Origin of the sequence: Chryseobacterium sp. KCF3-3, from assembly GCF_045865955.1 — a bacterium.
Taxonomy (GTDB): Bacteria; Bacteroidota; Bacteroidia; order Flavobacteriales; family Weeksellaceae; genus Chryseobacterium.
Window position 1 is genome coordinate 3,067,532 of sequence record NZ_AP035792.1, and the last position, 14,129, is coordinate 3,081,660.

The window sequence follows — 14,129 nt, forward strand, 5'->3', positions numbered from 1 at the left end:
AATGACAATTTCAAGAAAAACGTTTAAAAAACGGGAGCATTCTACTTTTAGTTTGCTGATTGTATCGTACGTATTGTTGACTCTTTTAACCCTAATGATTAAGATATGATGCTCATAAGTTTAATTCTGCTTTTTGCAGTGTTGTTTTGGCTTTTATGTAAATCAGTTGAATTTTTTGATAGAATATAAATTATGTGGAGTTTATTTTTCCTCTCAATACTTGCCTTTGTGTATATCTGTTATGTTTTAATTAAACCTGAAAAATTTTAATAGGTCATGAATACAGAAATTTTAGGCATTATAGCAATGTTTGCTATTACATTAGTTATCGGAATTTTTTTAGGGAAATATATAGCTAATGTCTATGGATACAAAAAAACTTTTCTGGATCCGGTTTTTGAACCCATTGAAAAGTTAATTTATAAAGTTTCGGGAATTAATCCTGCCCGCCAGATGAACTGGAAACAGAATATGTATGCCATGCTGGCAATCAACCTGATCTGGTTCATCATTGGTTTTCTTCTTTTGTTGAATCAGGCGTGGCTCCCTTTAAATCCTGATGGAAACCCGAATATGTCACCCGATCTGGCTTTTAATACAACCATTTCATTCTTAGTGAACTGTAATTTACAGCATTATTCAGGAGAAACAGGAGTAAGTTATCTGAGCCAGCTTTATCTGATGTTTTTACAGTTTGTTACAGCTGCAACGGGAATGGCAGCAATGGCGGTTCTTTTCAAAGCTTTTAAAGAAAAAACAAGTATCGAACTTGGGAATTTCTACGATTATTTCACTAAATCAATGATCAGAATCCTGGTTCCGATCAGCGTGATTGTTGCATTAATATTATCCATCAACGGAAGTCCGATGACTTTCGAAGGTAAAGATCATGTTGTGACATTGGAAGGCCAGAAAGCAGATGTTTCAAGAGGTCCTGTATCTGCATTTGTAGCGATCAAACACTTAGGAACTAATGGAGGTGGATTTTTCGGGGCAAACTCTGCGCATCCGCTTGAAAACCCTAATTATATCACCAATATGACAGAGATGATCACTCAGATGATTATTCCGTTTGCATTGGTATTTGCATTAGGTTTTTATCTGAATAAAAGAAAACTTTCATGGGTAATCTTTACGGTAATGACGGTCGGTTTTCTGGCACTTACTATTCCGAATATCGTGAATGAAACAGGTGGAAATCCTTTGATTACACAAATGGGTGCAGACAATAGTCTTGGAGCTATGGAAGGTAAAGAAATCCGCTTCGGTAGTGCAGCATCCGGTTATTGGAGTATTGCTACAACGGTAATCTCTACAGGATCTGTAAATGCGATGCACGACAGTACAATGCCTCTTTCCGGAATGAATGAACTCCTTGCGATGATGATTAACTGCTTCTACGGAGGCTGTGGGGTCGGAATTCTGAACTATTTCATCTTTATTATTCTGGCTGTATTTATCAGTGGTCTGATGGTAGGGCGAACCCCGGAATTTATGGGTAAAAAGATTGAAGCCAAAGAAATGAAAATCGCAATGATCGTGGCTTTATTCCATCCTTTCTTAATTCTTGCAGGAACAGCTTTAACGGCTTATCTACCAGAATTTGGAGCAAAAACATTGAACAACCCTGGTTTCCATGGTTTCAGTGAAATGCTGTACGAGTTTACTTCTTCTGCAGCGAATAACGGATCCGGATTCGAAGGACTTGGAGATAATACTCCTTGGTGGAATATTTCAACGGGAATTGTATTGCTACTCTCAAGATTCATCCCGATTATAGGACCAGTAGCGATTGCAGGGTTATTAGCACAGAAGAAATATATCCCTGAAAGTTCAGGAACACTGAAAACAGATACGGCTACTTTCGGATTTATGACACTGGCAGTGATTTTACTGATTGCAGCTCTGTCTTTCTTCCCGGCATTAACATTAGGACCTATCGCAGAGCAGATTCAGTATTTCTCTAAATAAATGTGAACATTAAAAATTATAATCAATATTCAACCATTAAGGAAGCCGAAGAGTTTGAGGAAGCTAGTCTGACACTTACGAAACGTTCACTTAATATTATCCATATCTATCCTTATTATTGGGCAGACCTTAATGGTGATTATTGATTTACAATGATATAAACTCTTTCAAAAAATGAAAAATCAGTCACAAACATTATTTCAAAGAGATTTGGTAAACGAAGCAATCAAACAGTCTTTCGTAAAACTGAATCCGAAAATTATGTTTAAAAATCCAGTAATGTTCCTGGTGGAGATCGGAACCATTGTCATGTTTATCGTAAGCATGTTCAGTCTTACTGGTGATAAATCCCAGGGAAGCTTTTCCTATAACTTTTTAGTATTTATTATTTTATTTTTCACCGTTCTGTTTGCCAATTTTGCAGAAGCTATTGCAGAGGCAAGAGGAAAAGCGCAGGCTGATACCCTCAGAAAAACAAGGGAGGAAACGCCGGCCAAACTGGTACTTGATAACAAGCCGGGATTTCAGGTAGAAACAAGACTGAAGATGTCTGCTGAAATGACATTAGGCGATATTTTCCTTTGTGAAGCCGGAGATCAGATTCCGATGGATGGGGAGATTATTGAAGGTCTTGCTACCATTGATGAGTCTGCTATTACCGGAGAAAGTGCACCTGTCATCCGTGAAGCCGGAGGAGATAAAAGTTCTGTAACCGGAGGGACAAAAGTACTTTCAGACAGAATTAAAGTAAAAGTAACTACAAAACCCGGAGAATCCTTCCTGGATAAAATGATTGCCCTTGTAGAAGGAGCATCAAGACAGAAAACACCCAACGAAATCGCATTAACCATACTTTTAGCAGGATTCACGCTTACATTTATTATTGTTACCCTCACTTTAAAGCCTTTTGCAGACTATGCGCAGACTCCGATTACCATAGCGGCATTTATATCTCTTTTCGTTTGTCTTATTCCGACAACTATCGGAGGTCTGCTTTCTGCAATCGGGATTGCGGGGATGGACAGAGCATTAAGAGCAAATGTGATTACCAAAAGTGGTAAAGCAGTAGAAACAGCAGGAGATATTGATGTTTTGCTGCTTGATAAAACAGGAACAATTACCATTGGAAACCGTAAGGCAACTCAATTTCACCCTGCCAATGGAATTCAGCTTGAAGAATTTATTAAAGCATCAGCATTAAGTTCTGTAGCGGATGAAACACCGGAAGGAAAATCCATCATTGAACTGAGTGCTTTGAAATCTGAAGATTTATTAGTTGCTAATCCTACTTACATTGATTTTACTGCGGAAACAAGAACTTCAGGAATTGATTTTGATGAAACAAGAATCCGTAAAGGAGCTTATGATACGATAAAAAAACTGACTGAAAAAGCCGGGAATATCTTCCCACAGGAAACCCAGGATGTGGTAACCAAAATTTCTGAAAACGGAGGAACTCCTTTAGTAGTAGCCGTTAACGAAAAAGTATGGGGCGTTATTGAACTTCAGGATATCATCAAAACAGGAATCCAGGAACGTTTCCAGAGACTGAGAAAAATGGGTGTGAAAACGGTAATGGTAACCGGAGATAACCCTCTGACTGCAAAATTCATTGCAGAAAAAGCAGGAGTAGACGACTTTATTGCCGAAGCTAAGCCTGAAGACAAAATGAATTACATCAAAAAGGAACAGCAGGAAGGTAAGCTGGTAGCCATGATGGGAGACGGTACCAACGATGCGCCGGCACTGGCTCAAGCCGATGTTGGGGTAGCAATGAACAGTGGTACACAGGCAGCCAAAGAAGCCGGTAACATGGTAGACCTTGACAACGACCCTACAAAACTGATCGAAATTGTGGAAATCGGGAAGCAGCTGCTGATGACCAGAGGAACATTGACCACTTTCAGTATTGCGAATGACGTGGCGAAATATTTTGCTATTATTCCTGCACTGTTTATCACTTTTATTCCTTCTCTTCAGAAGCTGAATATTATGAATCTTCACAGCCCGGAAACAGCCATATTATCAGCAGTTATTTTCAACGCGGTGATTATTCCGTTCCTGATTCCGCTGGCGTTGAAAGGAGTGGCTTACAAACCGATTGGTGCAAGTGCATTATTAAGAAGAAATCTTTTGATCTATGGTTTAGGTGGAGTAATCGTTCCGTTCATCGGAATCAAAATCATTGATCTGGTAATCAGTTTATTCTATTAAAATTTTAAAAATGAAAAATCATATTGTTTCAGCATTCAGATTAACTCTTGTAATGTTGGTCGTTACAGGAATTTATCTGGCAGTTGTTTATGGAGGTTCTAAAATACTTCCTAACAAAGGAAACGGAGAAATTGTTTACAATAAAGGGCAGAAGTTTTATGCTAATATCGGGCAGGAATTTAAGTCTGAAAAATATTTCCACGGTCGTCCTTCTTCAGTCAATTATAACGCAGCAGGAAGTGGAGGAAGCAACAAAGGTCCAAGCAATAAAGAATATCTGGAAATTGTACAGAAAAGAATTGATACTTTAAAAATGGACAACCCTGAAATGGCTAATGCTAAAGTTCCTGTAGAATTGGTAACGGCCAGCGGAAGCGGACTGGATCCGGATATTTCTGAAGAAGGAGCTTTCTACCAGGCAAAGAGAATTGCAAAAGTGAGAAGCCTTTCAGAGGAACAGATCAAAAGCTTAATTAATAATCAAACTGAAAAGCCTTTCTTAGGACTTTTCGGGCCATCCAAAGTAAATGTTCTGAAGCTTAATATTGCTTTGGACCAGTTAAAATAATAAATTTAATAACCGATAATCATGTCAAGATTTTAAAACTTGACATGATTAACATACCTTAATAAAAGTGAAAAAATATTTAGTTATAGGAGCCGTATTGGGAATGTTTTTCTCAAAAGCCCAGTCATCAGATTCATTAAAAACAAGTAATAAAGTGACATTTTCCGCTTATGCAGAACTTTTTTATACCTATGATTTTAATGAGCCGGGCAACCATATGCGTCAGAATTTTTTATACTCATATAACAGACATAATGAAATGAATCTCAATCTGGGATTGGTTAAAGCCAATTACCAGAGTGAAAATATCCGTGCCAATGTTGCTTTAATGGCCGGAACTTATGCCCAGGATAATATGGTGGCAGAACAAAATGCACTGCGTTATGTAAACGAAGCCAATGTTGGAATCAAAATATCAAAGAATAAGAATTTATGGATTGATGCCGGGATCATGCCTTCACATATCGGATGGGAAAGTGCCATAGGAAAGGATAATGTGAATCTGACAAGAAGTTTAGCCGCTGAGAACTCTCCATATTTCGAAACAGGAGCCAAAATTTCTTATACCACAGATAACGGGAAATGGTTTTTAAGCGGACTGGTACTAAACGGATGGCAGAGAATTGCCAAACCTGAAGGAAACCAGAGTATTTCTTTCGGACATCAGATAACGTATAAACCTAATGATAAAATTACTTTGAACAGCAGCTCATTCATAGGAAATGATAAAGCAAAAGAAGATAAAAGAATGCGTTATTTCCATGATTTGTACGGAAGCTTTCAGCTGACAGATCAGTTTTCGGCTGTATTGGGATTTGATATCGGTGCAGAGCAGAAATCCAAAGGAAGCGAGCAGTATAACATCTGGTACAGTCCGAATGTTCAGATGAAGTACCAGTTTGACAGCAAATGGGCACTGGCAGGAAGACTGGAATATTATAATGATAAAAATGGTGTGATTATCAGCACAGAAACGCCTAATGGATTCCAGACCTTCGGATATTCTCTCAATGTAGACTATGCCATATTCAAAAATGTAGTTTTCCGTACAGAAGCGAGAGGTTTTACTTCCAAAGATGCCATTTTTGCAAAGAATGATGATTTTAAAAAAGGAAATTTCTATATAACATCGAGTTTAGCGGTCTGGTTTTAAAATCGGTTTAGCCACAGAAAATAGTGCTTAAAGTAAAATTAAAAAGAATAAAATCAATGTCATCAGCAAAAGATTTTTTAGAACTGATTCAAAAATCCCGTAAAGGAAAATTCAAAATTTATATCGGGATGAGTGCAGGTGTAGGAAAGACCTTCCGTATGCTTCAGGAAGCGCATTCCCTTTTGCGAAATGGCATTGATGTAAAGGTTGGCTATATTGAAACTCATGGCAGAGAAGAAACGGTAGCCTTGGTAGAAGGTCTTCCTGAGATTGAAAGGAAATCAGTCTTCTATAAAGGAAAAAATCTTGAAGAAATGGATCTTCAGGCCATCATCAATGAACATCCTGAAGTAGTTCTGGTTGACGAACTGGCTCACACCAACGTAGAAGGTTCTAAAAATAAAAAAAGATGGCAGGATGTGTTGGAAATCCTTGATAACGGGATTAATGTCATCAGTGCGATGAATATTCAGCATATCGAAAGCCTGAATGAAGAGGTAAAGAAAATTACTGGAGTAGAAGTAGCAGAGCGGGTTCCGGATAAGATTCTGGCTCTGGCAGATGAAGTAGTAAATATTGACCTTACCGCAGATGAGCTTCTTACCCGATTAAAAGAAGGGAAAATCTATAAAAAGGAAAAAATTCAGACCGCTCTGAGTAATTTCTTTCAGAGCGGACATATTCTTCAGCTTCGTGAGCTGGCTTTAAAGGAAGTGGCAACCCATGTAGAAAGAAAGGTAGAAACAGAAATCAAAACCGAAAATTTTAAACCGATAAAATTCCTGGCCTGCATCAGCAGTAATGAGAAAATTGCCAAAACAATTATTCGTAAAACGGCTAGATTAGCCAGCTATTATAACAGTCCATGGACTGTTTTGTACGTTCAGAAACCTTCTGAAAATCCGGAAAAAATTGCACTGGATAAACAACGGTATTTAATTAATAATTTTAATTTAGCACAGGAATTAGGTGCCAAAGTAGTCCGCATCAAAGAAAGCAGTGTTCATAACGGGATTCTGGAATATGTGATTGCTCATAACATCACTACGGTCTGTATTGGAAAACCTCACGCCAGTTTCTGGCAGCGGATGTTGGGATACAGCTGGATTTATACCCTTATGAACAGGCTGAATGAAAGACAGATAGATATTATTATTTTATCTTAAAAGTAATGAAACTTAAAACGAAACTTACCTTAGGCGTGGGCCTTTTATTTCTACTGATCGTTCTGCTTTCAGTGATAGGTTCTGTATACATCAATAAATTAAAATCTGATACTGAAAAGATCCTTACGGCCAATTACAACAGTCTGGAGTTTTCCAAAAATATGCTTCTGGCATTGGATAACATCAGTACAGACAGTACCGTTGCCATAGCGGATTTTCAAAAAAATAACAAGCTTCAGGAAAAAAACCTTACAGAATTTGGAGAAAAAGAAGCCACACAAAATCTGAATCTCCATTTTAACAGCTACCTGAAAGCTCCCGATATCAATAAGGAAAAGCTCATCCGTGAAGATCTTTCGAAGATCATGTCTTTGAATATGAAAGGGATAGAACGGAAAAGTGATATTGCGATTATTACAGCAGAAAATGCCACTTTTTGGATCGTAAGTTTAGGAACTGTATGCTTTCTGATCGCTTTTATCCTGCTTTTTAATTTACCACAAACCATTGCAGAGCCTATCAATCAGCTTACTTTCAGTATCAAACAGATTGCTGATAAAAACTATAGTGAAAGGGTTCATTTCAAAGGAAGTGAAGAGTTCAACAGTCTGGCAGACTCATTCAACAGTATGGCGGAAAAACTTCAGGAGTACGAAAGCAGTACGCTTTCTAAGCAGCTGATGGATAAAAAACGTATCGAAACACTGGTTAACAATATGCACGATGCGGTGATTGGCCTGGATGAGAATCATTTTATCTATATGATCAATGATGAAGCTTTGAAGATCACCAATCTCCATAAGGAAGATATTATCGGAAAAACGGCTCATGAAGTAGCTATTAATAACGATTTGATGCGCGAACTGCTGAAAAATATAGACCATCCGGTGAAAGATCCGATTAAAATTGTTCGTGATAATAAGGAAAACTATTTCGAGCAGGATATTATTCCCATCAATATTGTAAAGACAGGAGAAAAAGAAAAAAAATATATTGGAAAGGTAATTTTATTAAGAAATATTACGCCTTTTAAAGAGCTTGATTTTGCCAAAACCAACTTCATTGCAACCATTTCTCATGAATTAAAAACTCCGATTTCTGCAATCAAAATGGGCGTTCAGCTTCTTGGAAACCAGAAATTTGGAGAACTGAATGAGCAGCAGCAGGAATTGTTGAAGAGCATCAATGAAGACGGACAGCGTTTATTGGATATCACAGGAGAATTGCTGAACCTTTCTCAGGTAGAATCCGGAAATATCAGACTGACCGTGGAAAAATGTTCTCCCAAAGAAATTGTACAGACTGCTGTAAAGAATGTAGAGAAACTGGCTGAGCAGAAAAATATCTCTATAAGTACAGAATATCTTCTGGAAGAAAGTGATGCGGTGACTGCAGATTTTGATAAAACCGTCTGGGTGATGAATAATTTCCTGACCAATGCGGTGAAGCACTCTTTTCAGGATGAAAATATTAAAATAGTGGTAGAAAAACTGAATGCATTTATTCAGTTCAGTATTATTGATACCGGAAGCGGAATTGATGAAAAATACCACCGCCAGATCTTTGACCGCTATTTTCAGGTTCCCGGAGAACATCAGAACGGGACAGGATTGGGGTTGGCCATTTCAAAAAACTTTATTGAAAAACAACACGGAGAAATAGGAGTGAAAAGTTCCCTGAATAATGGAAGTACATTTTATTTCAGGCTGCCGGTTTCATAAGGATTAAATTGCGTATTTAAACACCTAATAGGTTTTATAAACCTATTAGGTGTATTCATCTATTAGAATAAGAAAATATCAGATCCTTCCAATTAAAAAATGTAATCCTATTCTTTATATTTGCGATAAAAATAGAAATGAGAAAAACTTTAGGACTCATATTATTCTCAGTTGTACTAAGTATTCAGGTCTCTGCACAGACCTTCACATTAGAACAGCTTAAAGGTTTCAACAAACTTACGATGGATGAGTTTAAAAAGGAAATGAAACAGCTTCAGTTCAAATTTTATGACAGAACGGAAGGCTTAAGCTTTCTTTTAACGGAATACGAAGCTCCAGACTATAGCTCGAAAATCGGAAAGTTTGAATACAAAGAAGAAAAATCAGAAGACAGAATTGAATTTGAGTTTAAGGACAAAAAAGAATATGAACAATACTTTAAACTGATATTGGCTGCAGGATACAAAGAAACAGAAAAAGGGAAGATTATCACCAAAGAGCCTTACACAGATTACTACAGGAATAAGGAACATATCAGGTTGATCTTGCCTAAAGCAGGAGAAAATACTCCATATACTATTATTGTTTTCAAGTAAACCAAATTATGTATATCTGAAGATATCATAAGTTGTTGATTATTAATAAATAAAAAAGGCTGTGAAATTGATTACAGCCTTTTTATATGAACTTTTATAAGCTTAATCTTTAATAAACTTTTGTACAAGTAATTTGTCTTTTGTGAAGGCTTTGAGAATATAGTTTCCTTTAGAAAGTTCTGAAACAGAAATTGAGTTTCCTGTTACACTTAATGAACTGATAATTCTTCCAGTCGCATCATAGATTTCAGCTTTGATGATTTCCTGCTTGGATCTGATATTTAAAACATCTTTTGCAGGATTAGGGTAAACAGAAATACTCGTGTTTTCCTTATCAATTTCTGCTGTTACCAATACATTTTGAATACTTGTTGTATACGTATTGGTAACAATCGGGGCGTTGTAGTCGAAATAGATTTTTGCTGTATTGCTGAAGCTATCCCCAGGATTTAAGGTAGATTTTGTTTTAATTTTAAACGAAACATAACCGTCATTATTAGCATCGTCGAAAGGAAGCTGAACATTTTCAAAGATAAATTCCACCGTATTCGGACTGGTAATTCTTGTCACAAAATTATGACTTCCGTTTAATGCTATCAGGGAAGAAATATCAAATTTAGTAATGTCGATTTCATCTTTCACCACAATATTCTTTGCATTGGCTGTTCCTGTATTTTCAAATCTGATCAGGTAATGTACATAGTCTCCCACCTGAGTTTGAGAAATGGAAGTTCCTTCCAGACAGGTTTTATCATTCGGATCAAAAGAATTGACAACCGTTTGGTTCAATGTGAAGGTATTGTCAGCAGGCGTTTCATCAGCAGCTCCATTGATTTGTGCTGTGTAATGTAAAATATCACCTCCATTTAATGATGGAGTCTGTGTTGGTGTATTTAATTTCAGAGTTACGGTAATTTCTTTGGTTTCAAAAGGAAGAAGATTCGTGAAATTCCATGTTAATAATCCTGTAGATTGTGTATCAGGAGAAATGGTTGCATTCAGAAAATTCATCAGGTTATCATTGAAATTGAAAACAATATTTCCGGATTGGGCTGCCGTTCCTTTGTTTTTGTAAACAATTTTATACTTGGTATCAAATCCAGGTACCGCAGCTGTGACAGGAATAATTAAAACTTCAAGATCATTGTGGGTTCCATTGGCTGCTAAACAGAAATTTTGAGTCAAAGGACTTGCCTGCGCCGGAAAATTTACCGTTAAAGTACTTGGAGAGATCGTCCAATAAGCCGGATTCTCTGAAATTGGGGTAATCATATGAGTTCCTGCCTGTAAAGGAATAGAATAATTTCCGGAAATATTAGCGATCATACTTCCTGTTATTCCACCTCCTGCTATTGTGAACTTTTGAAAAGCTTTATTAGGATCATTGGAATCACATCCATTAAGGTCTATATCAACTTTTGTATTCCCCTGAATCTTATAGAAAATCCCTCCCGGAGTGAATGAACAGTAAGAATTAACAACACATGAACTTGTAGAGGGTAGAAGAGAATTTACACTTGCTATTTCAAAATCATCAGCACAAATATAAACAAGGTTTGGAGTTCCTGTAAAACTTGAGCTAGAATTTGGATTGAAGTTGTTTTTTCCATTTTTAATCAATAAAGATTGCAGATTGGGGTTCATATCACATCCGAAATTAATAAGCTCTCCGTTTTGAGACAGGTCAATCGTAGTAAATTTATTGTAAGTACAGTTTAGTGTTTCCAGTTTTGAAAAAGATCCAAAATTAAGTGTAGTAAATAGATTACTTGCAATACCTAGAAATTTTAAATTAGGTGTTTGGTTTAGAGGGAGAGTTTGAAGTTTGTTTGAAGTTAAAGTTAGATTGCTGAGATTGGTATTGTTGTTTAAATAAAGATTGTACAGTTGGCACTGTGTTATATTTACTTCATATAAGTTACTCAATCCTGAAAGATCAATAGAAGGAATATTACTAAAGAAAATATCCAGATCATGTAACTGGCTGCATCCTTGAATATTTACAGATGAAAGAACATAGCACCTGCTGATATCCAGCTTATCCAGTATTGTATTATTGCTGAGGTCTATAGATTGCAATAAGGGAAAGCTGTCTATATAAAGCTTTTGAAGATTTGTGAAACTTTTTATACCTTCCGTTGAAACGATATTATTAAAAAAATAATTATAATTAGGCATATTGTACAGGTCAAAATTCAATTGGCTGATGTTGGCTGCTTCGGACAACTGAACTTCTCCGTCATGATTGGTATCGATAATTGTAGTGTTGCCATAAATATCTTTTGCCATATAAGGTACATTAGCAACGAGTAGACTTTTGAAATTAGCATCAGGAATATTGACGGTCTGTGATTGAAACACAGAAAACATAGCTACTAGAATAAAGAAGTAGATTTTTTTCATGGATTAGTTGTATTAAGTTTTGTTTATTATTTGATGACAAATAATGAACAAATGTAAACTTTTAGCCGAATATTATCTTATTTTTTTGAAAAGATTATTGTTTGCTGGAATTCAGGAGATTTACAGCGTATTTAAAAATAAAAAAGACTGTGAAATAATCACAGCCTATAATCAATTTGATACTAATATCATTAATTTTATTGCTTCTCAATCAGATCCAAAAACTGCTGCTCATCCAGAATAGTAATTGTTCCGATATCCTGAGCTTTTTTCAGTTTGCTTCCTGCTTTTTCACCTACTACAAGATAGTTGAGGTTTTTCGAAACCGCAGAAATATTTTTTCCGCCATGCTTTTCTACCATCTCTTCAGCAGATTCTCTGGTGAATAATGACAATTTTCCGGTGAAAAGGAATGTTTTCCCCTCCAGAACATTGGATAAAACTTCATTCGTGCTTTCTCCTTTTTCAAGCTGTACTCCGTAAGATTTCAATCGCTCGATCATCAAAAGATTTTCAGAATTCTGGAAGAAATCAACAATACTGACTGCAATTTTAACCCCAATATCTTCTACCTGGCAAAGCTCTTCTACGGTTGCATTTTTCAGTTCTTCAATCGTTGGGAAGTTTTTAACCAGTTTCTTAGCCACTGTTTCTCCTACATGCTTAATCCCGATTCCGTATAATACTTTCTCAAAAGGAATTTCTTTAGATTTTTCAATTCCTGTGATGATATTCTGGGCAGATTTCTCAGCCATTCTTTCCAGGGGAAGAAGCTGTTCTTTCGTTAAAACATAGAAGTCAGCAGGATTTTCAATCAGTCTTTCTCTGTATAGCTGTTCAATAGTTTCACTTCCAAGGTTGTCAATATTCAACGCTTTTCTGGAAACATAGTGAATCATTCTTCCTACTACCTGTGGCGGGCAGTGAAGTTCATTAGGACAGAAATGAATCGCCTGATCCTCAATTTTTACCAGCTCAGTGCCACATTCAGGGCAATGTTTGATGTATTCTATTTCTTTGCTTTCTTCCGTTCTCTTATCCGTATTTACGCCTACAATTTTAGGAATAATCTCACCTCCTTTTTCCACGTACACAAAATCATTCTCATGAAGGTCCAGTTTTTTTATGATATCCTCATTGTGAAGAGATGCTCTTTTTACAATGGTTCCGGCCAGTAAAACAGGTTTAAGGTTGGCAACAGGAGTGATAGCTCCGGTTCTTCCCACCTGATAAGACACACTCTGAAGTTCTGTCTCTACCTTTTCTGCTTTAAATTTATAAGCCATTGCCCAACGTGGAGATTTGGCTGTATATCCAAGCTGTCTTTGCTGCTGTAATGAATTCACTTTTAAAACGATTCCGTCAATTTCAAAAGGAAGATTATGACGTTCAGTATCCCAAAACGTGATAAATTCCTGTACTTCAGCCATCGTTTTACATAATTTGGCCTGCTGTGATGTTTTAAAGCCCCAGCTTTGAGCTTTTTGAAGAAGTTCCCAATGCGTTTCTGCAGGAATATCTTCTGAGATAAACTGATACAGTACAGAAGAAAGTCCACGCTTTCTTACCTCAGCGCTGTCCTGCATTTTCAAGCTTCCGCTGGCAGTATTTCTTGGATTCATGAAGGGGTCAAGACCTTCTTCCTCACGCAGTACATTCAGCTTATCAAAGTTTTTTCTGGTCAGATAAATTTCGCCACGCATGAAAAAATGATTCGGGAAATCACCTTTCAAAGTCAAAGGAATATCTGAAATGGTTCTGACATTCGGGGTAATCTCATCTCCCTGGAAACCATCACCACGGGTAACCGCCTGTGATAACTTTCCGTTTTCATAAAGGATAGAAATGGATGCACCGTCATATTTCAGTTCAGCAACAAACTCTACAGGATCTTCAATGGTTTTGATGATTCTTTTTTCCCAGTCTTCCAGATCGTCAAAATCGTAGGAATTGTCCAGAGAGTACATCCTGAACTTATGCTGAATCGTTGGGAATACCTTGGTAACACCACCACCTACACGCATGGTGGGAGAATTTTCATCATAGAATTCGGGATACCTGGCTTCCAGATCCTGGAGCTCCTCCAGAAGCATGTCAAATTCATAATCTGTAATGGTGGGAGTATCCAGTTGGTAGTAATTTTCGTTATGCTGGTGAAGTTCCTTGCGGAGCTGTTCTATCTTTTGTTGAATGTTTTCAGACATTGGGTTTCTATCTTTTGAGCAAAAATAACTAAAGTAATTGCATTTAAAAAATAACAGAATAAAATAGTACAGGAAAATTAAGAATGCGTAATATGTCTTAACTGGCTGGTTTTGCAGGAAATAAAACGCTTGT

The 14,129-nt window shown here is 36.8% G+C and carries 11 protein-coding genes; 9 read left to right on the top strand and 2 right to left on the bottom strand.

What is annotated here, in order from left to right:
* Positions 1-192: 192 nt before the first annotated feature.
* From ACKTTZ_RS13855 to ACKTTZ_RS13895, 9 genes are all read left to right on the top strand, one after another.
* Positions 193-270 (top strand): potassium-transporting ATPase subunit F, encoded by a 78-nt coding sequence (locus ACKTTZ_RS13855; RefSeq protein ID WP_077415921.1) that lies wholly within the window; start codon positions 193-195, stop codon positions 268-270.
* 6 nt (positions 271-276) lie between these two features.
* Positions 277-1,971, top strand: a complete 1,695-nt coding sequence (gene kdpA / locus ACKTTZ_RS13860; RefSeq protein WP_407845829.1) for a potassium-transporting ATPase subunit KdpA — start codon at positions 277-279, stop codon at positions 1,969-1,971.
* Between the two features lie 2 nt (positions 1,972-1,973).
* Positions 1,974-2,117 carry a hypothetical protein gene (locus ACKTTZ_RS13865; protein WP_253317900.1) on the top strand — a complete coding sequence of 48 codons (144 nt, stop codon included), beginning with the start codon at positions 1,974-1,976 and terminating at the stop codon, positions 2,115-2,117.
* Positions 2,118-2,145: 28 nt separating this feature from the next.
* Positions 2,146-4,185, top strand: coding sequence for a potassium-transporting ATPase subunit KdpB (kdpB, locus tag ACKTTZ_RS13870; RefSeq protein WP_407845830.1), 2,040 nt, complete (start codon positions 2,146-2,148; stop codon positions 4,183-4,185).
* A 10-nt stretch (positions 4,186-4,195) separates the two neighbouring features.
* Positions 4,196-4,753 carry a potassium-transporting ATPase subunit KdpC gene (gene kdpC / locus ACKTTZ_RS13875; RefSeq protein ID WP_407845831.1) on the top strand — a complete coding sequence of 186 codons (558 nt, stop codon included), beginning with the start codon at positions 4,196-4,198 and terminating at the stop codon, positions 4,751-4,753.
* A gap of 103 nt (positions 4,754-4,856) precedes the next feature.
* The gene (locus tag ACKTTZ_RS13880; protein WP_407849160.1) at positions 4,857-5,906 is read left to right on the top strand and encodes a porin; all 1,050 of its coding nucleotides are present in this window, start codon (positions 4,857-4,859) and stop codon (positions 5,904-5,906) included.
* A 56-nt stretch (positions 5,907-5,962) separates the two neighbouring features.
* The gene (locus ACKTTZ_RS13885) at positions 5,963-7,072 is read left to right on the top strand and encodes a histidine kinase (protein ID WP_047383121.1); all 1,110 of its coding nucleotides are present in this window, start codon (positions 5,963-5,965) and stop codon (positions 7,070-7,072) included.
* Positions 7,073-7,077: 5 nt separating this feature from the next.
* Positions 7,078-8,793, top strand: a complete 1,716-nt coding sequence (locus ACKTTZ_RS13890; protein ID WP_407845832.1) for an ATP-binding protein — start codon at positions 7,078-7,080, stop codon at positions 8,791-8,793.
* Positions 8,794-8,930: 137 nt separating this feature from the next.
* On the top strand, positions 8,931-9,389 hold the full coding sequence (locus tag ACKTTZ_RS13895; RefSeq protein WP_407845833.1) for a hypothetical protein: 459 nt from the start codon (positions 8,931-8,933) through the stop codon (positions 9,387-9,389).
* Positions 9,390-9,491: 102 nt separating this feature from the next.
* Here the strand turns inward: ACKTTZ_RS13895 and ACKTTZ_RS13900 are convergent, their stop codons facing one another.
* The gene (locus ACKTTZ_RS13900) at positions 9,492-11,792 is read right to left on the bottom strand and encodes a T9SS type A sorting domain-containing protein (RefSeq protein WP_407845834.1); all 2,301 of its coding nucleotides are present in this window, start codon (positions 11,790-11,792) and stop codon (positions 9,492-9,494) included.
* Between the two features lie 197 nt (positions 11,793-11,989).
* Positions 11,990-13,996: an NAD-dependent DNA ligase LigA gene (gene ligA / locus ACKTTZ_RS13905; RefSeq protein WP_407845835.1), complete on the bottom strand. Its 2,007-nt coding sequence runs from the start codon at positions 13,994-13,996 to the stop codon at positions 11,990-11,992.
* Between the last annotated feature and the right edge of the window lie 133 nt (positions 13,997-14,129).